Genomic DNA, 25,269 nt, shown 5'->3' with positions numbered 1-25,269 from the left:
CGCTGTCTCAAAATCTGAAACAGAGTGCTCAACATTAGAGACACTACGGGTGGCGCTGTCGGGACGGCAAGCAGGAAAGGCGGCCGCGCGGCCATCCGTTGCCGCAACGGATCGGGCGCGCGGCGCGTCAGAGGTTGCTGAGCACCCGGGTGGCGGTGATCTCGAGGACCACTCGCCGCGGGTTCGGCCGGGGCGCACGGCCGTAGCGGTGCGTGGCGCGGGATTCCGCGTCGGCGACCGCACCCGGATCGTCCCGGACCACCGCAACACCCTCCACAGTGGACCAACGTCGTCCGTCCACTTGGCACAGGGCCACCCGCGCACCGGATTCCCCGGCCGCGCGGACCTGCCGCACTTTGTGCGAAGTGGACGAAGACAGCACCCGGGCGATTCCCGTTGCGGCGTCCAGCGTCGAGTTCACCGGCACCACGTGCGGCGTACCGTCCGGCCGCACGGTCGTGAGCGTGCAGCGGTGCGGCTCGGCCCAGAACTCCAGGAATTCCGGGCTCGGAGCGGAAAGCGCGACCTTGCGGGACGCCACGGCTCAGCCCGCCGAGGACTGCCGGGGGCGGCGCGGGCCGCGTCCGGAGCCGCCGCGCCTGCCGCGCCCACCGCCTGCCGGGCGTCCCCGCTGGTCGTCCCGCGGACGGCCGCGTTCGCCCGACCCGTGGCCGCGCTGCTCGTCGCGCGGTGGGCGGTGCTCGTCGCGACCCTGCCCGCGCCGGTTGTTCCGCGTGCCGCGGCCGCCGTGGTCGTCCCGGGGCTTGGCCGCGCGCTCGTGCCCGCGCGCGGAATCCCGCCGCTTGCCGCCGGTGTCCTTTTGGGACTGAATCGGTTCCCCGCTCGGCTCGCGCGCACCGGTGAGTTCCGCCAGTTCGGCCGATTCCGGGGAGATATCGGTGGTTTCCGCCGTCACTCCGGCCTTCGAGGCCATCTGCCGGAACGCCTGCCGCTGGTCCTCGGTCACGATCGTCACGACCGTGCCGGTCGCCCCGGCGCGCGCGGTCCGCCCGGCGCGGTGCAGGTAGTCCTTCGGGTCAGCGGGTGGCTCGACGTGGACCACCAGGCTCACGTCGTCCACGTGGATGCCGCGGGCGGCGACGTTCGTGGCGACCAGCGTTTCCGTTGCGCCAGAACGGAATTCGTCGAGGATGCGGGTGCGCGCGTTCTGCGCCTTGCCGCCGTGCAGCGCGCCAGCGGGGACTCCCGCCGCGCGCAGCTTCTTCGTCAGCCGGTCCGCGTGGTGCTTGGTGCGCACGAACATGATCGTGCGCCCGTCGCGGGCGGCGATGCGCGCGAGCACCTGCTGCTTTTCCTGCGCGGCAACGAGGAACTGGTGGTGATCCATGCGGTCCACGCTGGCCGCCGGCGGTGCCAGCGAATGCACCACCGGCTCCGACATGTACTCGCGCACCAGCCGGTCCACGTCGCCGTCCAGCGTCGCGGAGAACAGCAGCCGCTGGCCACCCGGCGGGATCAGGTCCAGGATCTGCCGAACCTGCGGGAGAAAACCCATGTCGGCCATCTGGTCGGCCTCGTCCAGCGCGGTTCGTTCCACATCGGACAGCACGCAGGTGCCCTGCCGCACGTGGTCGGACAACCGGCCGGGCGTGGCCACGAGCAGGTCCACCCCGCGCCGCAACGTCTCGGCCTGCCGGTTGAACGGCATCCCGCCGACGACCTCGCGCACGTACATCCCCAGCACCTTGGCCAGCGGTTTGAGCGCGGTCGTGACCTGCGTGGCCAGTTCGCGGGTCGGCACCAGCACCAGGCCGCGCGGGTGCAGCGGACGCGCCGACTCCTGCTGCATCGCCAGCAGCGGCAGGCCGAACGCCAGCGTCTTGCCGGAGCCGGTCTGCCCGCGCCCGAGCACGTCCCGCCCGCTGAGCGCGTCCGGGATGGTCGCGGCCTGGATGGGGAACGCCTCGGTCATGCCCGCGTCCGCCAGCTCGCGGACCAGCCGCTGCGGCAGGCCGAGCGAGTCGAACGGCGCCGGGTCGACCGCGGTCACCCCGGCCTGGTCGAACAGGCTCGGCGCGGGCGCGGCGGCGGGCTTGCCGCCGTTGCGGCGACGCGGGCGCCGGGAACGTGCGGGCGCGGAGTCGGGCACTGTGAACCTCCGGAAACTGGCACGTCTCGGGGAGGTCGCGCAGTGGCGGATCACAAGGACGAGCCCGGCGCCTGCGGGCGCCGCTGGTGGGTTTCGGGACCGATCGGGGCTCCGGCCGCGGTGCGGCGGGCTGTCTGGACCGGCTCGATGTCGGGGCGCAGTCTAGCCGACGGGTGCGGTGCGGCCGTCGCGCGCCCCCAAAGTCAAGATCAACTCGTTACGACCACGCAGAGCGCGCTGTCGCCCTCCTGCTCCACGCGCATCCCCGCATCGCAGGCGATGGTGCGCACGTCCTCGATCGTCGCGGGTTCGTCGTCCGCGGTCGCCAGCGCGCGGGCCAGCCGTCCCTTGTGCGACTTGTTGTGGTGGCTGACCACCTTGCGCTTGCCGCTCGCGTCCTCGGACAGCACGCGCACGCTCACGGCCTCCGGAACCCGCGCGAGCGCGGCGTAAGCACCGGAACGCAGATCTACCACCAGCTCGTCCGAGCCTTGCAGCACCGGCGCCAGCACCGGCCGCCACATCCCCCGCAACGGCCCGAATCCGGGCAGCGAACTACCCGCCGACAGCCGATACGCCGGGATCCGGTCGGTGCCCCGGACCAGCCCGAACAGCGCGGAAGCCACCGCGAGCCGGGAGTCCGCCCGCGCCCGCTGATCGGCGCCGAGCGAACCGATGTCCAACGCGTCGAACAGCACGCCGGTGTAGCGCTCCAGCGCGGGCGCGGTGGGGGAGTCGAGCAGTTCGGCGTTGCGCTCGACCTCGCCTGCCTGGCGTTCGGAGAGCCCGAGCGCGGCCAGGCTCGCCGGCAGGTCGGCGGCCAGCGAGCGCACCGCGTCGACCAGCTTGCGCCGGGTGGGCGTCAGTTCCGGGCACGACAGCGCGTCCAGGTCCAGCGGCGGCCCGTCGCCGCCGGCGGCCTTGGTCTCGGAGGGAGGCAGCAGCACCAGCACGGCACGCCAGCGTAGACAACGCGGTGCGCGCCGTTGCTGCCCCGGCCGAGGCCCGGCGCGTCGCATCACTGATCACGCCGTCGTCGTGATCGGGCGTCGACGGGACGCGCGGGAACAGCGGTGTCCAGGCGGGACCGCCCGGTGCGGCGCAACGTCGGCGACCGGCGGCCTGCACGTCGACCGCGAACTGTCCCGGACCGGTGCGCGGGGCCGCTGCCTGCGGTCTCCCAGCGCTGTGGAATCGGCACGCTCCTACGAGGTTCTCGTACCCGCCGGAAAAATCCGAGCGGCGTTGTCCCGTTCTTCCTGCGCGCGCAGACGTCGTTCCCGTCGACCCGCTGTCGGGACCGGCGCTCGCCCGCAGGTGCGCGATCGACGGCGTCGCTGGTGAGCATGACGGCGGCACCGGCGAACGGCACCAGACATGCCGCGGCGCCTGCGACCCAAGTCGTCGCTGCGGACAAGGGGTGTCCGAGGGTGATCAGGCCGACGGCCACCGCCGGGAAGCCGGCGCCGAGGTAGAACGCCAGGTACAGCGCTCCGGTGACCGCGCCGCGCTGTCCTGCGGGCGCAGCGGCGTCGACCGCCGCGGCCGCGCCTCCGTAGGCGAGCCCGTGCCCGAGCCCGGCGACCACGGCCGCGGCCAGGGTGATCTGCGTTGCGCCTCCCGGGGCCAACGCCAGCACGGACAGGCTGACCAGCAGTCCACCGAGACCGCCGAGCTGCGCGCGAGCGGGCCCGAGCCGTCCGGCCAGCGGCTGCACCAGCACGGAGAAGATCAACATCGTGCCGAAGATGCCGCCGGTGACCGCCGGATCCGCCGCACCCGCCCGGTCGAGCAACGTCGGGATGACCGCGAGGAACAGCCCGGCCACCGTCCACGCGAGGAACCCGGTCACCGCGGAGGCCGCGAACAGCCTCCGCATCCCGTGCGGAATCCGCGGCCCGGTGAAGCGCCACCGGCGAGCAACCGGCTCCGCACCGGTCAGCTTCGCGACGCGGCGCCAACCGATCAGGAGCAACACCGCGTGCACCGCGTACGGCGACACCTGCGGTGCAGGCGCGTACCGGGCGAGCAGCCCACCGGCGATCGGTCCGATCGCCGTGCCCGCCAGAAAGGCCGCACTGGCCAGCATCGCCCCGCTGACCCGGTACCAGTCGCCCGCGCGCTCACTGATCAACGCGCTCGCCGCCCCGGTCGCCGTGCCCAGCGCGATTCCCTGCACGGCGCGTCCGAGCACGAACCACATCGGTCCCGACGCCACCGCGAAGCAGATCGAGGCGACGGCCGCCAGCACGACGCTCGCCCGCAGCACCGCCCGCCGCCCCAGCGCATCCGAAGCGGACCCGAACAGCACCAGGGCCGGAGCGCTGACCAGCGCGAACATCGCGTAGATCACCGTCATGGCCAGATCGCTGATCCCGAACATCGCCTGATAGGCCGGGTACAGCGGACTCGGCAGGTAGGCGCCCGCGGTGAGCACGACCAGCACGTACAAGCCGGTGCGCAGGTCGCTTCGCCGGGCGAGTCGATCTCCGGGCGCGTTCCGGCGGCGGGAAGCAGCACTCCTCTCAAACAGCACGCCCACAGGCTGCCGCCCGATACCGCGCAACAGAATCAAACGTTGCTGGACAAGACCGTGCAAAATGGTTGCATGATTGACCCGCGGCTCGCAGTGCTCCAACTCGTCGCGCACCACGGCACGGTCACCGCGGCCGCCGCGGCGCTGCACTACACGCCTTCCGCGGTCTCGTACCAGCTGCGCCAGCTGGCCGAGGAACTCGGCGTCGAGCTGGTGACCCAGCACGGGCGCGGCATCCAGCTGACCGGTGCCGCCCGGACGGTGCTGCGCCACGCGGAGGCGCTGCACGCCCAAGCCGAACGCGCCCACGCCGAACTGGCCGCGCTCAGCGGCGATCCGAGCGGCACCTTCACGCTGTGCGGCTTCTCCACCGCCGCCACCCGGCTGCTTCCGCCTGCGGCCGCGGCACTGCGGGAGCGCTACGCGCAGGTCGACGTCCGGATCATCGAAGCCGAACCGGGCCGCTGCTTCGACCTGCTGCTGGCGGGCGACGCCGATCTCGCCCTCGTGATCAACACGCCGGATACCCCGTCCACATCGGACGGACGTTTCGAGCAGCGCAGGCTGCTCGACGACCCGCTCGACCTCGTGGTGCCCAGCCACCACCACCTCGCGGAGCGGTCCGCGGTAACCCTCGCCGACGCCGCGGACGAGCCGTGGATCGTCGGGCGCCCCGGCAGCACCTACCACGACCTGGTGCGGGCGGCCTGCACGAGCGCCGGTTTCACGCCGAACATCGCGCACTACGCCGACGAGTGGGACACCGGAACGGCGCTGGTGGCGCACGATTTCGGCCTCATCCTGGTGCCCCGGCTCGCCAGGCTGCACGACGACTGGCCGGTCACCCGCATCCCGCTGCGCGGCGACCCCACACCCGCGCGTCGGATCCTGGCCGCCACCCGGCGCGGGCACCGCGAGCACCCGTTGATCGCTGCTTCGCTGTCGACGATCAGCACGACCGCGTCGGATCTGCTGCCGCCGCCTGCGATCGACCGGACCGCGGCGAGCGGACCGGCCGGACCGTAGCGAGCTTCCGGCCGGTTCCCAGGCGGCAGCGCCTGGCAGGCCGTCGCCGCTGAACGGCCGTGCCGCCGCCCGGCCCGTCGATCCGCGCAGCCGGGGAATCCGCTGGCGGCGGCCCCACCTCGGGTCGCTACCCTGCGAGGATCGGAGGTCCGCGAAAAGTGGCTGCGAACCTCCGGGCCCCGACCTTGCCGATCCGCACCCGAGGAGCGCCCGCCGTGATCACGAGGATGTCGACGTTGTTCTTGCGTACGCTGCGCGAGGATCCGGCCGACGCCGAGGTGCCGAGCCACAAGCTGCTGGTGCGCGCCGGCTACGTGCGCCGCGTCGCGCCCGGCATCTACTCGTGGCTGCCGCTGGGCCTGCGAGTGCTGCGCAACGTCGAAGAGGTCGTGCGCCAGGAGATGGCCGCGATCGGCGCGCAGGAGATCCACCTGCCCGCGCTGCTGCCGAAGGAGCCCTACGAGGCCACCGGCCGCTGGACCGAGTACGGCCCGACCATGTTCCGGCTCAACGACCGCAAGGGCGCCGAATACGCGCTGGGGCCGACGCACGAGGAGCTGTTCGCGCTCACCGTCAAGGGCGAATACAGCTCCTACAAGGACTACCCGGTGATGCTGTACCAGATCCAGACGAAGTACCGGGACGAGGAGCGGCCCCGCGCGGGCATCCTGCGCGGGCGCGAGTTCGTGATGAAGGACTCCTACTCGTTCGACCTCGACGACGAGGGACTGGCCGCCTCCTACCGGCTGCACCGGGACGCCTACGTGCGGATCTTCGACCGGGTGAACCTCCGGTACGTGATCGTGCAGGCCACGTCCGGGGCGATGGGCGGTTCGGCGTCGGAGGAGTTCCTCGCCGAGAGCGAGACCGGTGAGGACACCTTCGTGCGCAGCACCAGCGGCGACTACGCGGCCAACGTGGAGGCGGTGGCCACGCCGGTGCCCGCGCCGCTGTCCATTGCGGACAAACCGGCCGCGCAGGTGCACCACACGCCGGGCACGCCGACGATCGAGACCCTGGTGGCGTTCCTCAACGCCGCGGAGCTGGGCCGCACCTTCACCGCCGCGGACACGCTGAAGAACGTGCTGGTCAAGATCCGCAAGCCCGGTGCGGACGAGTGGGAACTGCTGGCCGTGGCGGTGCCCGGCGACCGCGAGGTCGACATGAAGCGGCTGGAGGCCGCCGTCGAACCCGCCGAGGTGGCGCTGCTGGAGGAGGCCGACTTCACCGCGAACCCGTTCCTGGTGAAGGGCTACATCGGGCCGAAGGCGTTGCAGGACAACGGAATCCGCTACCTCGCCGACCCGCGCATCGTGGCCGGGACGGCGTGGGTCACCGGCGCGGACCGGGACGAGCACCACGTGGTGGACCTGGTGTGCGGCCGCGACTTCGCCCCGGACGGCACCATCGAGGCCGCCGAGGTCCGCGAAGGCGACACCGCGCCCGACGGCAACGGCACCCTGGTCGCCGCCCGCGGCATCGAGATCGGGCACATCTTCCAGCTCGGCCGCAAGTACTCCGACGCGATCGGGCTGGACGCGCTCGGCCAGGACGGCAAACCGAAGCGGATCACCATGGGCTCCTACGGCGTCGGGGTGTCCCGGATGATCGCCGCGATCGCCGAGCAGAGCCACGACGAACTCGGCCTGGTGTGGCCCCGCGAAGTCGCCCCCGCCGACGTGCACGTGGTCACCGCGGGCAAGGACGACGCCGTCCGCGAAGGCGGCGAGCGGCTGGCCGCCGAGCTGGACCGCGCAGGGGTCCGGGTGCTGCTGGACGACCGCACGGCCTCGCCAGGGGTGAAGTTCGCCGACGCGGAACTCGTCGGGGTGCCCACGATCCTGGTCGTCGGCAAGGGCCTCGCGAACGGCGTGGTGGAGATCAAGGACCGCCGCACCGGCGAGCGCGAGGAGATCGGCGTGGACAAGGCGGTCGGGCACCTCACCGAGCTGGTCCGACGCTGACGCAGCGGACGCGGGGCATCGAGTGAACGGCCTGTTCGCCCAATCTATTCGGACCAACGGTCCGTTCACTCGGTCCACTCGCCCGGGGCCGGGCGGTGCGCGGGTGTGTCGGCCGGTGTGTCAGCAGGGCGCCCGAACTGGTGCACAGGTGCGGTTTCTCCAGGAGTGAACGGACCGTTCGACCGATCCAGTGGGGAACAGGCCGTTCACTCGGGTCGGCCCGCACGGGTCGCCAGGGCAGCGGGCGAAGCGCGTCGTCGGACTATCCACTCCGGACGGCGGCGAGGACGGCTCCGGTGTCGGTGAGGTCCGGCAGCACCACGTGCGCGCCCGCCTCCCGCAGTTCGTCCTCGCCGTTGCGCCCGGAGGCGACGCCGACGGCGACCGCGCCGTGCCGAAGCGCCCCGGCCACATCGCGCGGCGTGTCACCGACCACGACGACGGCCTCCGGAGCGAATTCGCGACCGTGCTTGGTGCCGGCCTTGCGCACCGCCGCGGCGATCAGGTCGTGCCGGTGCACCGAGTCGCTGCCGAATCCGCCGATGTCGAAGTCCACGTGCCGGTGCAGGCCGAAGGCGTCGAGCTTGTGGAACGCCACTTCCGGCAGGTTGCCGGTGACCAGGCCCTGCAGCACGCCCGGAGTCTCGTCCAGCGCGGCCAGCGCCCGCGCCGCGCCGGGCATCGCGTTGCCGCGCAGCGACAACCCGTCCCGGTCGGCCGCCACGGCGGTGTTCAACGCGGTGAACATCGCATCGACGGTGTCCGCGGCCGCCTCGACGTCGTGCGCGGCCAGCACTTCGCCGGTGATCGCCAGCTCGGTCTTGCCGGCCATGTCCGGCACGTGCCGCAGACCGAGCCCGGTGACCTCGGCCAGCGCCCGGCGGTACCAGTCGGTGCCGATGCCGCGCGCGTCGATCAGCGTCAGGTCCACGTCCCATAGCACCAGCCGGCCGGTCATGCGCACATCCTGGCAGCCGGCGCCGTCCGGATGATCAAGATGTGATCGATCTCCGGGACCGTCCCGGCCGCGCCGCGGCATCGGCTCAACCGGCCAGGAAGCTGAACCGCACGCGGCGCACCGGGTTGTCCGCGTTCGTGTCCACCAGGCACACCGACTGCCACGTGCCCAGCGCGAGCCGCCCGCCCAGCACCGGGATCGTCGCGTACGGCGGCACCAGCGCGGGCAGCACGTGATCGCGCCCGTGGCCCGGGGAACCGTGCCGGTGCCGCCACCGGTCGTCGGCGGGCAGCAGCTCGCGCAGCTGCGCGAGCAGATCTTGGTCGCTGCCCGCGCCGGTCTCCAGCACCGCCAGCCCCGCGGTGGCGTGCGGTACCCAAACGTTGAGCAGCCCGTCGCCGGCGCCCGCGGAACGCAGGAAGCGCTCGACCTCGCCGCTGAGATCCTGCACGACCTCGGTGGAACCGGTCCGGATTTCGACTTCCGTGCTCTCCATACCCCCACGGTAGGACCGGAGGAACTCGCCAGTGCTCCGGTAGCGGGTTCCGGAAAAGGGCCTGGCGCTCGCGGCCGTCGATTGACGACGATGCGGGTATGCGTTCCGCGTTCGGCATGACCTTCGAGGTTCCCGGCGGCTACCTCAACACCCCGTCCATCGGCGTCCCGCCGACCGAGGCCGTCACCGCCATGAACGAAGCGGTGGCCAAGTGGGGCCGGGGCGGTGACGCACCCGGCGACTTCGACGGGTACATCGAGCGGACGCGCGAGCTGTACGCGCACTTCGCCGGAGTTCCTGCGGAGCGGGTCACGACCGGCAACTCGTTTTCCGGGCTCGTCGCGCTGGTCGCCGCGAGCCTGCCCGACGACGCTCGGGTGCTGGTCGCCGATGGCGACTTCACCAGCGTCATCTTCCCGTTCGCCGCGCACGCCGATCGCGGCGTCACCGTCACCGAGGCGGAGCTGAGCGCGCTGCCCGAACTCGCCGCCGGATACGACCTCGTCGCGGTCAGCGTCGTGCAGTCCGCCGATGGCCGGATCGTCGACCTCGACGCGCTGCGCGAAGCCACCGCAGGCATCCCGACCCGGGTGCTGCTGGACACCACGCAGGCCGCCGGATGGCTGCCGCTGCAGCTGGAGTGGGCCGACTACGTGGCGGGGGCCTGCTACAAGTGGCTGATGTCCCCGCGCGGAGCGGCCTGGATGGCGGTGCGCCCGGACATCCGGCTGCGGCCGATCTACGCCAACTGGTTCTCGGGCACGCCCGACGAGGACACCAACTACGGGTTGCCGCTGCGGCTGGCCGACGGAGCCCGGGGGCTGGACCAATCACCGGTCTGGTTGCAGCAGGTCGGCGCGGAAGCGGCGATGCGCGAACTCGCGAAGGCCGATCTGGAGCAGGTGCGGCGGCACTGCGTGGGCCTCGCCGACGAGCTGCGCGCGCAGCTGGGGATGCCGCCGGGCGGGTCCGCGATCGTCGGCGTGCCCGGAGCCGATGCCGGGGACCGGCTCACCGCCGCGGGAGTGGTGAGCTCGCCGCGCGCGGGCAAGGCGCGGGTCGGATTCCACCTCTACAACACCGCCGACGATCTCGATCGAGTGATCTTGGCGCTGCGTGCCTGAGCTGCCCGAACGTCATCGCTGCACACGTGCTGTTCTGCGATCGACCGGCAACCGCTACCGTAGGTGCTCGTGCCGGATCCCCAAGGTGCGCCCGAAGAGATGAATGACTCGCAGCAGACTCCGCGCGGCGACACAGCGCCACTGCAGCGCGACAACTCCCGGGTGAACCACGAGCAGCGCGCGGCGACAGCCGCCGACTTCGCCCCCGAAAGCACCTCCGGTGCGCCCGGGGACGCGACCCGGCCCGCATTCCAGCAGCCGTCCGCCCGCGACGACCAATCGCAGCACGGGCAGTCGCAGCGCGGGCAGCACGGCAACGGTCCGGACAACCAGTACAGCGGCTGGGGCAACGGGAACCAGCAGTGGAACGGGACCGCGCACCAGCCGCAGCAGCACGCGCACCCGCAGCCAACCCAGGCGTACTCGGCGCATCCGTACCAGCAGCCCTATGCGGCGCAGGGTTATTGGCCGCAGTCGAATCCCGGTGGTGCCTACGCCGGGGCGAACCAGTACCCCGCCCAACATCCCGGGACTGCCCAACATCCCGGGACTGCCCAGCACCCCGGAACGGCTCAGCACCCGGGAATGGCTCAGCAGCCGGGGCCGCAGTACCCGGGAACTGCCCAACAAGCCGCTCCGGCCCAGCAGGCCGCCGCCCCTGTCCAGCGCGCCCACCCCTCCACCGGCAGGCAGTCCCCGGCCGAGCCGAACCCGGCGAGCGGGAACGGCGGCACCAAGATCACCCCGTCCGGCTGGTTGCTGCGCGGGCTCGTGCTGTTCGGCGTCTCGCTGCTGTCCGGACTGGTGTGGCTGTTGCTCAAACCCTCCGACCCGGCCGACGACCAGGCGCAGGGACCGCAGCCGCCGCAGGGCAAGTTCCAGTTCCACCCCGAACTGCGGGAGGAGGGCTTCCGCGGCTGCGCGAACGTCTCCACCGAGCAGATCAAGGCATATTTCCAGCAGCACCAGTGCGAGCACCTCACCAGGGCGCTGTACTCCACCACGCTGCCCGGCGGGCAGCGGGCACTGACCTCCGTGGTGACCGTCCGGATGCCCGACGCCGCTTCCGCCGCGCAGCTGAATTCGCTGGTGTCGACCGACAGCACCGGCAACGTGATGGACCTCGTCTCCGCCGGGCGGGACCTGCCCGACGACTTCCCGAAGCTCAGCCAGGACGTCGGCTACTACTCCGAGCAGCAGGACCGCCTCGTCGTGGTCGGTGAGTCCGGCTACTTCGGCAAACCGGCCACTTTCGAGGACGCCCAGCTCTCCGAGGTCACCCGGGACGCGCTGCGGCTCGGCTGGCCGCAGGACAGCACCGGCAGCTGACCCCGCGGGGCAACGGGAGCCCGCCCGCTGAGTCGCCCGGAGATCGAGGCTGTCCGGGGATCAAGGCTGTCCGGGGATCAAGGCTGCCCGGGGAACGCCTTCGCCGCCGGTTCCTCGCCGATGGTGATCCGCCAGCGGGTCGCCCGGCTCGCCGCGGTGGTAAGCGCGTCCAGCGCCAGCTGCCGCACCGCGGGGTCGCCGCTGTCCGGTTCGGTGCGTTCCAGCACCGCCCGCCAGCCGACCGCGCATTCCTGCTCCGCCAGGGCCAGCACCCGGATCGCCGAGTTCTCGTCGGTGACCTGCTGCGGCAGCTCGTAGGCGGGCGCGGCCACCGCCGGTGCCGAGCCCGCGGCCCGGATCAGCCGCTCCGCGTCGTCCCGGTGCCGCTCGTGCAGCTCGGTGGCCTGCTGCACCGCCGAGCTGACCGCGGACTGCTCGGCGAACGCCGTCGCCAGCCCGTAGGTCCACACCGCGGCGTGCTCCGCCTGCAAGGCGGTGCGCAGCGCCTGGGCCGCTTGTTCGGGCAGCTCGCTGCTCATGCCAGCACCTCCGTCAGGCCCGCGCAGCCTGCCGAGACCGAGCCGGTCAGCCCGGCGCGGTAGCCGGGCAACCGCGGGCAAGCCTTCGCGGCCTCCTGCTGCCCGACGGCCAGCGATCGCCGCAACGCCTCCTTGGCCGCAGCGGACGAACCGGGTACCTGCGGTGCGGAAGCGCCCCGCCGTTTCGGGCGGTCCGGGTCCGGCGGGTCCAGCCGGTCGATCTCTTTCTCCAGGGCTCGCGCGTGCTCACCGCGCATGGCGGCGACCGCACCCGCCTGCCCGGCCAGTTCCGCGTGCGCCCGCGCGATGCCCTGCGCGAGCGCGGCGTCCGAACGGGCCGAGGCGGCCAGCGGCTCCAGCGGATCCGGCGCGTCCTGCCCGCTCCCGCAGGCGGTGGTCAGCGCGCTCACCGCGGCCGCGGCGGGCAGCGCGGCGAGCAGGCGCAGCACATCGCGGCGACCGGTGCACGCGGCCCCGGTGGGGCGGTGGTTGCTGAAGGGGGCTCGCACGCTGATCCATCCTGCCAGGCAGCCCTGCGGCGGCCGCGTTCGCCCGGCGCCCGCCCATGCCGCGCTGAGCGGCGGACCGACGAGATAAGCTGGACGACCGCGGCCCGTGCGCCGAGCTCGAGTGCCGCGAGCCCGGCCGAGCGCGGGCCCGTATCGGCCCACCGGGTGCCACGACGGAATCGGCCGGAGCCGCGCGGCGGATCCGCCCCGAACGGAGCCGCCCCGCCGGGAAGCTCCGGCACGGAGTCCGGCCGCGGAGATCCGGCCGCCGACCACCCAGCCCCCGACCGCCCAGCCCACCGACCACGACCCGCCGAACCCCCCGAACCTAGGAGTGCCAACGTGTCCAGCCCGCCGCGCGATGAACTCGTCGCGCTGCTGGAGCCCGTCGTCGCCGACGCCGTCTCCGCCGCCGGCTACGACCTGGAGGAGCTCGACGTGCAGCAGGCGGGCAGACGCCGCCTGGTGAAAGTCGTCGTGGACTCCGACGAAGGGGTCGGTCTCGACGAGATATCCCAGCTCAGCCATGCCGTGTCGACCGCGCTGGACGCGCACGAGCACGTGCTGGCAGGTGCTTACACGCTGGAGGTGACCTCACCCGGCACCGACCGCCCGCTGACCCGGCCGCGGCACTGGCGCCGCGCCCGGCACCGGCTGGCCAAGATCCGGCTGACCGACGGCACCGAGCTCACCGCCCGCGTCGGCGCGGCGGGCGAGCAGGAGGTGCAGGTCCTCGAGCGCAAGCAGGTGCGCACGCTGGCCTACCGGGACGTCGCGCGGGCGGTGGTCGAGGTGGAGTTCCAGCAGCCCCCGGCGCAGGAACTGGTCCAGCTCAAGCGGGCGGCGGGCGGCCAGGAAGATGCCGACGAGGACAACGCCGAGCAGGCCGACGGCGACCGGACGAATGCAGAGGAGTCGAGGTGAACGTCGACATCGCCGCGCTGCGGGCGATCGAACGCGACAAGGACATTCCGTTCGAGACCGTCCTGGAAGCGATCGAATCAGCACTGCTGACGGCATACCGCCACACCGAGGGGCACCAGCAGCACGCCCGGGTGGAAGTGGACCGCAAGACCGGCATCGTGCGCGTCATCGCGCACAGCCTGGACGACGAGGGCGGCGTCGCCGAGGAGTGGGACGACACGCCGGAGGGCTTCGGGCGGATCGCCGCGACCACCGCGCGGCAGGTCATCCTGCAGCGGCTGCGCGACGCCGAGCACGAGCGCACCTTCGGCGAGTTCTCCACCAAGGAAGGCGAGATCCTCGGCGGTGTCGTGCAGCGCGACGCCAAGGCCAACTCGCGCGGCATGGTGGTGGTGCAGGTCGGCGACAGCGAAGGCGTCATCCCGGCCGCCGAGCAGGTGCCCGGTGAGCGCTACGAGCACGGGATGCGGGTCAAGTGCTACGTCGTCGGCGTCTCGCGCAGCGCCCGCGGACCGCAGATCACGCTCTCGCGCACCCACCCGAACCTGGTGCGGCGGCTGTTCGCGCTGGAGGTGCCCGAGATCGCCGACGGCACCGTGGAGATCCCCGCGGTGGCCCGCGAGGCCGGGCACCGCTCGAAGATCGCGGTGCGCTCCGCGGTCAGCGGCGTCAACGGCAAGGGCGCCTGCATCGGGCCGATGGGCGCGCGGGTGCGCAACGTGATGAGCGAGCTCGGCGGCGAGAAGATCGACATCATCGACTTCTCCGAGGACCCGGCGACGTTCGTGGGCAACGCGCTGTCCCCGGCGAAGGTGGTCTCGGTCGAGGTCGTCGACGAGCGGGCGAAGACCGCGCGGGTGGTCGTGCCGGACTTCCAGCTGTCCCTGGCGATCGGCAAGGAGGGCCAGAACGCGCGGCTCGCGGCCCGGCTCACCGGCTGGCGCATCGACATCCGCAGCGACGCCGACCCGTCCTCGCCGACGACCACGGCGGGGCATCCGCACGCCACGGCACCGAGCGAGCACGTCCAGCAAGGGGTCGGTGACCTGCCCGCGGTCGGTTCCGCGGAGTGAGTGCAGCGGCGCGACCGGGACGCCGACCGGTCGCGCCGGGCGAGGAACAACCACTGGCGGGCACGGGTTAGAATCATTGGTGGCTCGACGCGAGGGAGCGAGAATCCGCACACGTTCGCCCGGTGATCACGGCTGTGGCCGTGCGCAAGGACCGGTTCGCACCTGTGTGGGGTGTCGTACCCGGACGTCGGCCGCCGAGCTGCTGCGAGTGGTGGCCGGGAGTGGTGCGGCAGAGTCCGCCGCCGTGCCCGATCCGCGAAAGCGGAAACCGGGCCGGGGCGCATGGCTGCACTCCGATCCCCGTTGCCTTCGGCTCGCCGAGCGCCGTCGAGCGTTCCCCCGGGCACTGCGCGTGCCGGGGCCGCTGGACCTCTCGGCCGTGCGGGCGCACCTGGATTCCGCGGATTCCGGGACACCACCGGACGGCAGTTCATCCCCAGACCGACGCGGGACCCTCCCGCGCGGACGCAGTTGAAGGAAGCAGGTCGACCCGTCATGAATCAGCCGTGAAGCTGAAGCCATGAACGCGCATCGGCGATAGGACGAGGTCGTGCGGGACTGCCGCCCGGCCTCACCAGATGAGGAGAGCAGTGGCAGGCAAGGCCCGCGTGCACGAGCTCGCTAAAGAGCTCGGTGTGACGAGCAAAGAAGTTCTCAACAAGCTCGCCGAGCAGGGCGAGTACGTGAAGTCCGCGTCCTCCACCGTGGAAGCCCCGGTGGCGCGCAGGCTGCGCGATGCTTACCCGAAGGCAGGCAAATCCAACGGTCGCGGTGGCGGCAAGCCCGCGCCGCCGCCCAAGTCCGGCGACGCGGCCGCGTCCGCGGGGTCGGCCGAGCAGACCGCGCCCAAACCCGGCCCGAAGCCCGGCCCCCGCCCGCAGCAGGCCCCGTCCGACGGCGGACAGGGCGGCGAGCAGGCGCGTCCGGCGGGCGGCGAAGAGCGTGCCAACGTGCCCAAGCCCGGACCGCGGCCCGGTCCGCGCCCCGGCCCGAAGGCACCGGAGCCGAAGCCCGCTGAGCAGGAACCCGCCGCGCAGGCACCCGCCGCGCAGGGACCTGCGGAACAGCAGGCACCGGCCGAGCAGGCGCCCGCGGCGAAGGCGGACTCCCAGTCCAGCGGTCCGCAGGGCGGCTCCGCGGACACCGCGCAGCGCCCGGCGGCGCCGAAGCCCGGTCCGAAGCCCGGCCCGCGTCCGGAATCCAAGCCGCAGGGCGGCGACGGCGAGGGCACCGTGCCGCCGAAGCCGCAGGGCGGCAAGCCCAAGCCCGGCCCGCGCTCGCCGCGCGTCGGCAACAACCCGTTCGGCGTCGGCAGCGGTGCGCCCGCGCAGCGCCCGCCCAAGCAGGGCGGTAGCGGCCAGCGCCAAGGCGGCGGCCAGGGCGGTCCCGGCCGCGGTGGCCAGGGGCAGCGCCCGGACCGCGGTGGTCAGGGCGGCGCAGGCACCGCTCCCGCGGGCGGCGGCCAGCAGACCCCGCGCGGTGGCGGCGGCGGTGAGAGCGGCGGCGGATCGCGCCCGAACCCGGGCATGATGCCGCCCCGGCCGAACCCCGGCATGATGCCGTCCCGCCCGGCCCGCTCCGGCAGCGGTTCCGGCGGCCCCGGTGGGGGTCGCGGCGGCGGTGGCCGCGGCGGCCCGGGTGGTGGCCGCGGCGGTGGCGCCGGTGCTGGCGGCGGCGGTCGTCCCGGTGGCGGCGGTGGCTTCCGCCCCGGTGGCGGTGGCGGCGGCGGGGGCGGTGCCCCGGCCGGTGGCCCGCCCGGTGGCGGCTTCCGCGGTCGTCCCGGTGGTGGCGGCCGTCCCGGCGGCGGCCGCGGCAGCACCGCGGGTGCGTTCGGTCGTCCCGGTGGTCCGGCGCGTCGCGGCCGCAAGTCGAAGCGGCAGAAGCGCCAGGAGTACATGGACAACATGCAGGCGCCGTCGGTGGGCGGTGTCCGGCTCCCGCGCGGTGGCGGCGAGATCCTGCGCCTGCGCCGCGGTGCTTCGCTGACCGACTTCGCCGAGAAGATCAACGCCAACCCGGCCTCGCTGGTGCAGGCGATGTTCCACCTCGGTGAGATGGTCACCGCCACCCAGTCGGTCTCCGACGAGGTGCTGGAACTGCTCGGCCAGGAGATGAACTACCAGGTCGAGATGGTCAGCCCGGAGGACGAGGACCGGGAACTGCTGGAGTCGTTCGACCTCAGCTTCGGCGACCCGGACAGCTCCGACGAGCAGCTCGCGTCCCGCCCGCCGGTCGTGACCGTGATGGGCCACGTCGACCACGGCAAGACGCGCCTGCTGGACACCGTCCGGAAGGCGAACGTGCAGGCGGGCGAGGCCGGTGGCATCACCCAGCACATCGGCGCCTACCAGGTCGAAACCGAGCTGGAGGGCCAGGAGCGGCCGATCACCTTCATCGACACCCCCGGTCACGAGGCGTTCACCGCCATGCGTGCCCGCGGTGCGAAGTCCACCGACATCGCCGTGCTGGTGATCGCCGCGGACGACGGCGTGATGCCGCAGACCGTGGAAGCGATCAACCACGCGCAGGCGGCGGGCGTGCCGATCGTGGTCGCGGTCAACAAGATCGACGTCGAGGGCGCCAACCCGGACAAGATCCGCCAGCAGCTGACCGAGTACAGCCTGGTCGCCGAGGAGTACGGCGGCGACACGATGTTCGTGGAGATCTCCGCCAAGCAGGGCACCAACATCGAGGGCCTGCTGGAGGCGATCGTGCTCACCGCGGACGCCTCGCTGGACCTGCGGGCGAACCCCGGCATGGAGGCCCAGGGCGTGGCGATCGAGGCGCACCTGGACCGCGGCCGCGGTCCGGTGGCCACGGTGCTGGTGCAGCGCGGCACGCTGCGGGTCGGTGACTCGGTCGTGGCGGGCAACGCGCACGGCCGCGTCCGCCGGATGATCGACGAGCACGACAAGGACGTCACCGAGGCGACGCCGTCCCGGCCGGTGCAGGTCATCGGGTTCACCTCGGTGCCGGGCGCCGGGGACACGTTCCTGGTGGTCGACGAGGACCGGGTGGCCAGGCAGATCGCCGACCGGCGCGGTGCCCGGTTGCGGGAGGCGCAGAACGCGGCTCGGCGCAAGCGGGTCAGCCTGGAAGACCTGGACAAGGTCATCAAGGACACCAAGCAGCTCAACCTGATCATCAAGGGCGACAACTCCGGCACCGTCGAGGCGCTGGAGGAATCGCTCGGCAAGATCGACGTGGGCGAGGAGGTCGAGCTCCGGGTGATCCACCGCGGTGTCGGTGGCATCAACGAGTCCGACATCAACCTGGCCACCGCCGAGGACACCATCGTGCTGGGCTTCAACGTCCGCGCCGAGGGCAAGGCGGCCGAGGCCGCCAACCGCGAGGGCGTGGAGATCCGGTACTACTCGGTGATCTACCGGGCGATCGAGGACATCGAGCAGGCGCTCAAGGGCATGCTCAAGCCGATCTACGAAGAGGTCGAGCTGGGCAGGGCCGAGGTCCGCGACGTGTTCAAGTCGTCCAAGGTCGGCACGATCGCGGGCTGCATGGTCACCGAAGGCATCATGCGCCGCAACGCGAAGGCGCGGTTGCTGCGGGACAGCGTGGTGGTCGCCGAGAACCTCTCGGTGAACTCGCTCAAGCGGTTCAAGGACGACGCCACCGAGGTCCGCGACGGGTTCGAGTGCGGTTTGACCCTCGGGTCGTACTCCGACATCAAGGTCGGCGATTTCATCGAGACCTACGAGATGCGGGAGAAGCCGCGCACCTGATCCGCCACCACCGGGGCCGTCCGCACGGGCGGCCCCGGTGGGTGTCGGCGGCGGTTTCGGCGATGGGGGTGCGTTGTGTACGTCGGTGCGCTGGAACTGGACGTGCTGCTCGGGGACGTCCGGTCGTTGAAGCAGAAGCGCGGCGTGGTGCGGCCGGTCATCGCCGAGCTGCGCAAGAAGTTCGAGGTGGCCGCGGCGGAAGCGGGCGATCAGGACCTGTACCGCCGCGCGCTGCTCGGGGTCAGCGTGGTCTCTGGCGACGCTTCGCACGTGCAGGAAGTGCTGGAGGCGTGTGAACGCCTCGTCGCGGGGCGTCCAGAACTGGAGTTGCTCTCCGCCCGCCACCGAATGCTCGGGCCGGAGGACTAAAGGTTGTACGGACGGCTGCGCGGCTTCGTTGGCAGAACCTAGCGCGGAACACGGCGGCCTCGGCGTGGCGTTGTCGAGGTGGCGCACCTGTTCCCCAGCGCTGGAAGGGAAGTCCGAGGTCCGGGCGGTTCGACCGCGGCGGCCCGGCCAATGCTCGCGCCCGGTGCGCCGGGTGCCGGATCGACGGAGGAGGTGCGCCGTGGCGGATACGGCGCGCGCCCGCAGGCTCGCCAAGCGAATCGCGCAGATCGTGGCCTCGGGGCTGGAGTACGAGGTCAAAGACCCCCGGCTGGCGATGGTGACGATCACCGACGCGCGGCTCACGCCGGACCTGCGGGACGCCACGGTCTACTACACGGTGTTCGGCGACGAGGCCGACTACTCGTCCACGGCCGCGGCGCTGGCCAGCGCGACCGGGGTGCTTCGTTCCCGGGTGGGGGCGCAGACCGGGGTGCGGTTCACCCCGACCCTGACGTTCGTGGCCGACACCGTGCCGGACGACGCGCGGCGGCTCGAAGACCTGCTCGACCGGGCCAAGGAGGCCGACGCGGAGGTCGCTCGGCTGGCTTCGGGTGCCGAGCACGCCGGGGAGGCGGACCCTTACCGCCAGCAGCCGGACGACGAGGAGGAAAACGACCGGGAAACTCCCGGTTCCGACTCGGTGACCAGCGCGGACGCGGATGTGCGGCGTCGGCCACACAACGGTTGAACCCATTGGTCCGATCGGGTGCGTTGGGGGTGGCGCCGGGAGCTCGGCGTGTTCGGCGTGGAGGTGAGACCGAGTGAGCGGGCGATCCGGAACCACCTTGGGTAGCGAGGACGACTCGCTGACCGGTGCCGTGCGGCGCGCCGCCCGGCTGGTCGCGGACGCCCCCGACGTCACGCTGTTCGCGCACATCAACCCGGACGCCGATGCGCTGGGCAGCGCGTTGGCGCTGGGCCGGGCGCTGCACGCGCGGGGCGCGGCGGTGCGGGTGTCGTTCGGTTCGCCCGAGGTTCCGCCGCGCTCGCTGCGCGATCTGGACTCCGACGGCCTGGTGGTGCCCGCGAAGCAGGTGCCCGCGGCGCCGCCGCTGCTGGTGGTGTGCGACGCGGGAAGCCTGGAACGGCTCGGTGCGCTGGGCGGCCGGGTCGCGGCCACGATCGCCGCCGGTGGTGAGGTGGTGGTGCTCGACCACCACGCCGGGAACACGATGTTCGGCACCCACCACGTCGTCGACGAGACCGCCGAGGCGACCGCGGTGCTGGTGCTGAAGCTGCTCGACGAGCTCGGGGTGGAGCTGGACCAGCCGATGGCGCGGTGCCTCTACGCCGGGCTGGTCACCGACAGCGGCATGTTCCGCCGCGCGAAGGTCTCGACGCACCTGATGGCGGCGCGGCTGCTGCAGGCCGGGGTGGACCCGTCGGCGACGACGCGCTCGCTGATGGACACGCACCCGTTCGCCTGGCTGCCGATGCTGTCCGGCGTGCTGGACCGGGCGCGGCTGGAGCCCGCCGAGGCGCAGGGCTTGGGCCTGGTGCACGCGGCGGTGACGCTGGCCGATGCAGCACAGGTGCGCAGCGAAGAACTCGACAGCGTGATCGACATCGTGCGGACCGCGGAAGAGGCCGAGGTGGCCGCGGTGCTCAAGGAGGTCGCGCCGGGTCGCTGGTCGGTGTCGCTGCGGGCGGACAGCAGGATCGACGTGGCGCGCGCGGCGAACGCCTGCGGAGGCGGCGGGCATCGGCTCGCCGCCGGGTTCACCACCGGCGGGACCGCGCAGGACGTGCTCGCGCGGCTGCGGGCAGCGTTGCGCGAGGCGCCGCTGCTCTGAGGAGCCCGGTTGCGCAGCGGTGCCGGTCGGGGTCGCTGCTGGAGGCGGCTGCGCCGCTGACCGGACGAACATGCTCGAACGACCCCTGAGCGCCCGCCCCTGCGTCTAGTGGAAACCACCGAGCGGACGGCGCGTTGAGCGCGGTCATGCGGCGCAGGAGCGACCGGGGATGCACAGCTATCAGGAGGACTTGTGAACGAGGTCGCCGAGCGGGTGCCGGTGCGCCGGGTGCTGGGGCTCGCCGTGCCCGCGCTGGGCGTGCTCGCCGCCGAGCCGCTGTACGTGCTGGTCGACACCGCGGTGGTCGGGCACCTGGGCGCGGTGCCGCTGGCGGGACTGGCCCTGGGCGGCACCCTGTTCACCCTGGTCTCCAGCCAGCTGACCTTCCTGTCCTACGGCACCACCGCGCGCACGGCCCGGCTGCACGGCGCCGATCGTCGCGCGGACGCCGTGCAGGAGGGGATGCAGGCCACCTGGCTCGGCATCTCGGTCGGCGTGCTGCTGCTGATGCTCGCGCAGCTGTTCGCGGTGCCGGTCGCGGAGCTGCTGGCCGGTCCCGGCCCGGTCGCCGACGCGGCCGCCCGGTGGCTGCGGGTCGCGCTGCTCGGCGCGCCGCTCGTGCTGATCACCATGGCGGGCAACGGCTGGATGCGCGGGGTGCAGGACACCCGGCGCCCGCTGTACTACGTGCTCGCGGGCAACGGCGTCTCCGCGCTGCTGTGCCCGCTGCTGGTCTATCCGCTGGGCTGGGGCCTGGAAGGTTCGGCGGTGGCGAACCTCGTCGGCCAGTCCATCGCCGCGGCGCTGTTCCTGCGCGCGCTGTTCGCCGAGCGGACCGGGCTGCGGCCGAACCCGGCGACAATGCGCGCCCAGCTGGGCATGGGGCGCGACCTGGTGCTGCGCACGCTGGCCTTCCAAGCCTGCTTCCTGTCGGCGACGTCGGTGGCCGCGCGCACCGGGGCGGGAGCGGCGGCCGCGCACCAGGTGGTGTGGCAGCTGTGGTCGTTCCTGGCGCTGGTGCTGGACTCGTTGGCGATCGCGGCGCAGTCGCTGGTCGGCGCGGCCCTCGGCGGTGGTTCGGCGAGCAGGGCCAAGGGCATCGCCCGCCAGGTCTCCTGGTACGGGCTCGGTTTCGGGGTGCTGCTCGGGACGTTGTTCGCGGTGCTCGCGCCGGTGATCCCGGGGCTGTTCACCACCGACCAGGCGGTGCTGGCGGAGGTTCCGCACGCCTGGTGGTTCTTCGTGCTGCAGCAGCCGGTCGCCGGGGTGGTGTTCGCGCTGGACGGGGTGTTCCTCGGCGCGGGCGATGCGCGCTACCTGCGCACCGCCACGCTGATCAGCGCCGCTGCGGGCTATCTGCCGCTGATCTGGCTCTCGCTCGGGTTCGGCTGGGGACTCGCCGGGATCTGGACCGGGCTGAGCCTGTTCATGCTGCTGCGGCTGGGCACGCTGCTGCTGCGGATGCGATCCGGGCGCTGGGCGGTGGTGGGCGCCGAAGTCGCGTGATTCAGGACTGCCAGAACCAGTCGGTATCGCGCACCTGCCGCATCGCTTCCCGCCGCGTCGCCGGGTCCAGGCGTTGCAGGTAGACCACGCCGTCGAGGTGGTCGCACTCGTGCTGCAGGCAGCGCGCCATCAGCCCGCTGCCGGAGACGGTGACCGGCTCGTTGCGCTCGTCGACGCCGCGCACCACGGCGTGCTCGGCGCGTTCGGTCTCGAAGCCGAGCCCGGGCACCGACAAGCAACCTTCCGCACCGTGCTGGCGGGCGTCGGACAGCTCCACGATCTCGGGGTTGAGCAGGTAACCCGGCTCGCCGTCCACGTGGTAGCTGAACGCCCGCAGCGGCACCCCGATCTGCGGTGCCGCGACCCCGGCGTGACCGGGCACGTCGACGGTGTCCAGCAGGTCGCGGATCAGCCCGCGCAGGCCGTCGTCGAACTTCGTCACCGGCTCGGCGACCCCGCGCAGCACCGGGTCTCCGAAGCGGCGGATCTGCCGATACGGCACCGCACCCTCCTCGTCTTGCGCGCCGCTCAGCTTAGGGAGCGTTTCGGGAGGCGTTGCGCAGCGGGCCGCCCTGCAGCCGATTGACCGGCCGAGTCCCGCGAGGCAGGCGGCCGCGCCGCTCGGGCAACAGCGCCCAGCCCGGGGCCGCTGCCGCACTGCGCGGCGGGTCGGGGAGGATGAGTCGCCGTGTCCGAGCGTTCCCGCACCGCCCGCAACCGCCCAGCCGTACCGCCCGGCCTGCTGATCGTCGACAAGCCGGCGGGCATGACCTCGCACGACGTGGTGTCGCGAGTCCGGCGCATCATGGGCACCCGCAAGGTCGGGCACGCGGGCACGCTGGACCCGATGGCCACCGGGGTGCTGGTGCTGGGCCTGGAGCGGGCGACCAAGCTGCTCGGGCATCTCGCGCTGGACACCAAGGCGTACTTGGCGACCATCCGGCTCGGGGTCGCCACCAGCACCGACGATGCCGAGGGCGAGGTGCTCTCCAGCACCGACCCGTCCGGCGTCGCCGAGCAGGCGATCCGGGACGGCATCGCCGAGCTGACCGGCGAGCTGCAGCAGGTGCCCAGCGCGGTCAGCGCGGTCAAGGTCAACGGCAAACGCGCCTACGAACTCGCGCGGGCCGGGCAAGAGGTGGAACTGGACGCCCGCCCGGTCACGGTGTCCCGGTTCGACCTGCTCGCGCTGCGGCCCGAGAGCGACGATCCCGACGCCGGAGCGGTGCTCGAACTCGACGTGCTGGTCGAATGCTCCTCCGGCACCTACGTGCGCGCGCTGGCCCGCGACCTGGGGCAGCGCCTCGGCGTCGGCGGGCACCTCGGCCGGTTGCGGCGCAGCCGGGTCGGACCGTTCGGGCTGGCCACCGCCCGCACGCTCGACCAGCTCGAAGCCGAACCCGGCCTGTCCATGGGCTTGGACCAGGCCATCGCCACCGCTTTCACCCGCTACGACACCGACGAGGGCACCGTGCGCGCGCTCGCGCACGGCCAGCAGATCCCGCCGACCGGGCTGGCCGGGACCTGCGGCGTGTTCGGACCGGACGGGCGCGCGGTGGCGCTGGTGCGCGACCAGGGCCGCACGGCACGCCCGGTCCTGGTGCTCACCCCGGCGGGTTGAACCGCGTGCGCGGGGCAGGCATTACGCTTGCCAGCCGTGCAGCGTTGGCGCGGTTTGGAGCAGCTTCCCGGCGGCTGGGGCCGGTGCGTGGTGACCATCGGGGTCTTCGACGGAGTGCACCGCGGGCACCAGCAGTTGATCAGCCACGCGGTGCGCACCGCCCGCGAGCGCGGACTCCCGTGCGTGCTGATGACCTTCGACCCGCACCCCGCGGAGGTGGTGCGCCCCGGCAGCCACCCCGCGCAGCTGACCACCCTGCGCCAGCGCGCCGAGCTCGCCGAATCGCTCGGAGTGGACGTGTTCTGCGTGCTGCCGTTCACCGCCGAGCTGTCCCGGATGGCCGCGGACGAGTTCGTGCACGAGCTGCTGGTGGAACGGCTGCACGCGGCGCTGGTCGTGGTGGGGGAGAACTTCACCTTCGGGCACCGCGCGGCCGGTGACATCGGGATGCTGCACCAGCTGGGCGAGCGGTTCGGTTTCGAAGTCGCCTCGGACAGCCTGCTCAGCGGCAAGGCCGAGAATTCCGGCGGCGTGGTCGACGCCCCGGTGACGTTCTCCTCGACCTACATCCGCTCCTGCATCGACGCCGGTGACGTGGTGGCCGCCGCCTCCGCACTGGGCCGGTACCACCGGCTGGAGGGGATCGTGGTGCGCGGCGCCGGCCGCGGCGGCAGCGAGCTGGGATTCCCGACCGCGAACCTGTCCAGCCCGGCCTACTCGGCGATCCCCGCCGACGGGGTCTACGCCTGCTGGTTCACCCACCGCCACCGGGGCTCGACCGGGCCCGGCGAGACGTTGCCCGCGGCCGTCTCGGTCGGCAGCAACCCCACCTTCTCCGGGACCGAGCGCACCGTGGAGGCGTTCGTGCTGGACGTGCACACCGACTTCTACGGCGAGCACGTGTCGCTGGACTTCGTGCGGCGGCTGCGCGGGATGGTGCGCTTCGATTCGGCCGACGAGCTGATCGAGCGGATGAACCAGGACGTCGCCGAGACCCGCGAGATCCTCGGCGTCCGGCAGTGAACCGACGATTGAACGAAATTCGCGTTCCACTCCGCGAACGCACGATGACCTGGCAGTATTCAGGACCGGCCGGGCCCGGACTCGCTCCGGGCGCGTCCAGCACGACCGAGGGCACCGGGGGAGCTGAAGTGGCGGAGCACAAGAGCGTCCAGCGCAATCTGGACCTGCAGCGGCAGTGGTACGGGGAGCCGCTGGGGGATCGGGTGCGCCGCCTCGTGGTCGCCTTCCGGACCTCGCAGGCCCAGCTCGCCGAGGTGCTGGGCATCAGCGCCCCGATGCTCAGCCAGGTGATGAGCGGCCGCCGCGCCAAGATCGGCAACCCGTCGGTGCTGGCCAGGCTGGTGATGCTGGAACGCAAGGTGCTCATCCCCGGGGTGACCGCGGGCGAGTCGGAGGCGATCGAGCAGGCGCTGGCCGACGTGCGGGACTCGCACCCGTCGGTCGGCCGCGACACGCTGCCGGTGCCGGGCAACGGTGAACAGGTGGCGTGGCCGGTGCTCCGCGAAGTCGCCAAGCCCAGCGAGCTGGAGCAGGCGGCCGCGCTGATCGACGGGCGCTACCCGGCGCTGGCCGGACTGTTACGCCGGGCCGCGAACGGGGAATCTTGA

24 protein-coding genes are annotated in these 25,269 nt (G+C 72.7%); 15 read left to right on the top strand and 9 right to left on the bottom strand.

Translation table 11 applies throughout. The features are described 5' to 3' along the window. Window positions 1-127: 127 nt before the first annotated feature. The 4 genes from V1457_RS00885 to V1457_RS00870 form a co-directional block, all read right to left on the bottom strand. Window positions 128-541, bottom strand: coding sequence for a TIGR03618 family F420-dependent PPOX class oxidoreductase (locus tag V1457_RS00885; protein WP_338599140.1), 414 nt, complete (start codon window positions 539-541; stop codon window positions 128-130). A 3-nt stretch (window positions 542-544) separates the two neighbouring features. Then, entirely contained in the window at window positions 545-2,110 is a 1,566-nt protein-coding gene (locus V1457_RS00880; protein ID WP_338599137.1) for a DEAD/DEAH box helicase, read from the bottom strand. A 209-nt stretch (window positions 2,111-2,319) separates the two neighbouring features. Then, window positions 2,320-3,063, bottom strand: a complete 744-nt coding sequence (gene yaaA / locus V1457_RS00875; RefSeq protein WP_200070092.1) for a peroxide stress protein YaaA — start codon at window positions 3,061-3,063, stop codon at window positions 2,320-2,322. A gap of 65 nt (window positions 3,064-3,128) precedes the next feature. Then, window positions 3,129-4,646, bottom strand: coding sequence for an MFS transporter (locus tag V1457_RS00870; protein WP_338599132.1), 1,518 nt, complete (start codon window positions 4,644-4,646; stop codon window positions 3,129-3,131). A 72-nt stretch (window positions 4,647-4,718) separates the two neighbouring features. Between V1457_RS00870 and V1457_RS00865 the strand changes: the two genes are divergently transcribed. Beyond that, entirely contained in the window at window positions 4,719-5,672 is a 954-nt protein-coding gene (locus V1457_RS00865; RefSeq protein WP_338599129.1) for a LysR substrate-binding domain-containing protein, read from the top strand. 215 nt (window positions 5,673-5,887) lie between these two features. Then, a complete protein-coding gene (locus V1457_RS00860) occupies window positions 5,888-7,636 on the top strand; it encodes a proline--tRNA ligase (RefSeq protein WP_338599126.1) in 1,749 nt (582 codons plus the stop codon). 262 nt (window positions 7,637-7,898) lie between these two features. Here the strand turns inward: V1457_RS00860 and V1457_RS00855 are convergent, their stop codons facing one another. Together V1457_RS00855 and V1457_RS00850 are read right to left on the bottom strand one after the other, a co-directional pair. Beyond that, window positions 7,899-8,594, bottom strand: a complete 696-nt coding sequence (locus V1457_RS00855) for an HAD family hydrolase (protein ID WP_200070090.1) — start codon at window positions 8,592-8,594, stop codon at window positions 7,899-7,901. 85 nt (window positions 8,595-8,679) lie between these two features. Further along, window positions 8,680-9,090 carry a secondary thiamine-phosphate synthase enzyme YjbQ gene (locus tag V1457_RS00850; protein WP_338599123.1) on the bottom strand — a complete coding sequence of 137 codons (411 nt, stop codon included), beginning with the start codon at window positions 9,088-9,090 and terminating at the stop codon, window positions 8,680-8,682. A 98-nt stretch (window positions 9,091-9,188) separates the two neighbouring features. Here V1457_RS00850 and V1457_RS00845 point away from each other — a divergent pair, with 98 nt between their 5' ends. Beyond that, complete coding sequence (locus V1457_RS00845; RefSeq protein WP_338599120.1) at window positions 9,189-10,214, top strand: aminotransferase; 1,026 nt, start codon at window positions 9,189-9,191, stop codon at window positions 10,212-10,214. 99 nt (window positions 10,215-10,313) lie between these two features. Beyond that, a complete protein-coding gene (locus tag V1457_RS00840; RefSeq protein WP_338599117.1) occupies window positions 10,314-11,543 on the top strand; it encodes a hypothetical protein in 1,230 nt (409 codons plus the stop codon). Between the two features lie 77 nt (window positions 11,544-11,620). On the opposite strand, the gene V1457_RS00835 is transcribed toward V1457_RS00840, so the two are convergent. Both V1457_RS00835 and V1457_RS00830 read right to left on the bottom strand, forming a co-directional pair. Further along, window positions 11,621-12,082 (bottom strand): ferritin-like domain-containing protein, encoded by a 462-nt coding sequence (locus tag V1457_RS00835; protein WP_200070086.1) that lies wholly within the window; start codon window positions 12,080-12,082, stop codon window positions 11,621-11,623. Further along, window positions 12,079-12,591 carry a hypothetical protein gene (locus V1457_RS00830; RefSeq protein WP_307850018.1) on the bottom strand — a complete coding sequence of 171 codons (513 nt, stop codon included), beginning with the start codon at window positions 12,589-12,591 and terminating at the stop codon, window positions 12,079-12,081. Before V1457_RS00830 ends, V1457_RS00835 begins: the two co-directional genes overlap by 4 nt. A 342-nt stretch (window positions 12,592-12,933) precedes the next feature. Here V1457_RS00830 and rimP point away from each other — a divergent pair, with 342 nt between their 5' ends. The 8 genes from rimP to V1457_RS00790 all read left to right on the top strand — a co-directional run bounded on the left by rimP (window position 12,934) and on the right by V1457_RS00790 (window position 22,017). Next, window positions 12,934-13,515 carry a ribosome maturation factor RimP gene (gene rimP, locus V1457_RS00825; protein ID WP_338599111.1) on the top strand — a complete coding sequence of 194 codons (582 nt, stop codon included), beginning with the start codon at window positions 12,934-12,936 and terminating at the stop codon, window positions 13,513-13,515. Further along, complete coding sequence (nusA, locus tag V1457_RS00820) at window positions 13,512-14,588, top strand: transcription termination factor NusA (protein WP_295143168.1); 1,077 nt, start codon at window positions 13,512-13,514, stop codon at window positions 14,586-14,588. The genes rimP and nusA overlap by 4 nt, the downstream gene beginning before the upstream one ends. Continuing rightward, the gene (locus tag V1457_RS00815) at window positions 14,557-15,063 is read left to right on the top strand and encodes a YlxR family protein (protein ID WP_338599107.1); all 507 of its coding nucleotides are present in this window, start codon (window positions 14,557-14,559) and stop codon (window positions 15,061-15,063) included. Before nusA ends, V1457_RS00815 begins: the two co-directional genes overlap by 32 nt. Window positions 15,064-15,178: 115 nt before the next feature. Next, on the top strand, window positions 15,179-18,328 hold the full coding sequence (gene infB / locus V1457_RS00810) for a translation initiation factor IF-2 (protein ID WP_338599104.1): 3,150 nt from the start codon (window positions 15,179-15,181) through the stop codon (window positions 18,326-18,328). Window positions 18,329-18,403: 75 nt separating this feature from the next. Further along, entirely contained in the window at window positions 18,404-18,697 is a 294-nt protein-coding gene (locus V1457_RS00805) for a DUF503 domain-containing protein (RefSeq protein WP_200070083.1), read from the top strand. A 199-nt stretch (window positions 18,698-18,896) separates the two neighbouring features. Beyond that, on the top strand, window positions 18,897-19,406 hold the full coding sequence (gene rbfA, locus V1457_RS00800; RefSeq protein WP_200070082.1) for a 30S ribosome-binding factor RbfA: 510 nt from the start codon (window positions 18,897-18,899) through the stop codon (window positions 19,404-19,406). A 73-nt stretch (window positions 19,407-19,479) separates the two neighbouring features. Next, window positions 19,480-20,511 (top strand): bifunctional oligoribonuclease/PAP phosphatase NrnA, encoded by a 1,032-nt coding sequence (locus V1457_RS00795; protein ID WP_374220937.1) that lies wholly within the window; start codon window positions 19,480-19,482, stop codon window positions 20,509-20,511. Between the two features lie 192 nt (window positions 20,512-20,703). After that, complete coding sequence (locus tag V1457_RS00790) at window positions 20,704-22,017, top strand: MATE family efflux transporter (protein ID WP_338599098.1); 1,314 nt, start codon at window positions 20,704-20,706, stop codon at window positions 22,015-22,017. Window position 22,018: 1 nt separating this feature from the next. Here the strand turns inward: V1457_RS00790 and def are convergent, their stop codons facing one another. Continuing rightward, window positions 22,019-22,519 carry a peptide deformylase gene (def, locus tag V1457_RS00785; RefSeq protein ID WP_338599094.1) on the bottom strand — a complete coding sequence of 167 codons (501 nt, stop codon included), beginning with the start codon at window positions 22,517-22,519 and terminating at the stop codon, window positions 22,019-22,021. A 264-nt stretch (window positions 22,520-22,783) separates the two neighbouring features. On the opposite strand from def, the gene truB reads away from it, so the two are divergent. The 3 genes from truB (at window position 22,784) to V1457_RS00770 (ending at window position 25,269) form a co-directional block, all read left to right on the top strand. Next, window positions 22,784-23,638: a tRNA pseudouridine(55) synthase TruB gene (gene truB / locus V1457_RS00780; RefSeq protein WP_407074767.1), complete on the top strand. Its 855-nt coding sequence runs from the start codon at window positions 22,784-22,786 to the stop codon at window positions 23,636-23,638. 36 nt (window positions 23,639-23,674) lie between these two features. Beyond that, window positions 23,675-24,661 (top strand): bifunctional riboflavin kinase/FAD synthetase, encoded by a 987-nt coding sequence (locus tag V1457_RS00775; protein ID WP_200070078.1) that lies wholly within the window; start codon window positions 23,675-23,677, stop codon window positions 24,659-24,661. 128 nt (window positions 24,662-24,789) lie between these two features. Then, on the top strand, window positions 24,790-25,269 hold the full coding sequence (locus V1457_RS00770) for a helix-turn-helix transcriptional regulator (RefSeq protein WP_200070077.1): 480 nt from the start codon (window positions 24,790-24,792) through the stop codon (window positions 25,267-25,269).

The organism is Saccharopolyspora sp. SCSIO 74807, assembly GCF_037023755.1.
Lineage (GTDB): Bacteria > Actinomycetota > Actinomycetes > Mycobacteriales > Pseudonocardiaceae > Saccharopolyspora_C > Saccharopolyspora_C galaxeae.
This window is presented reverse-complemented; position numbering and strand designations above follow the sequence as displayed.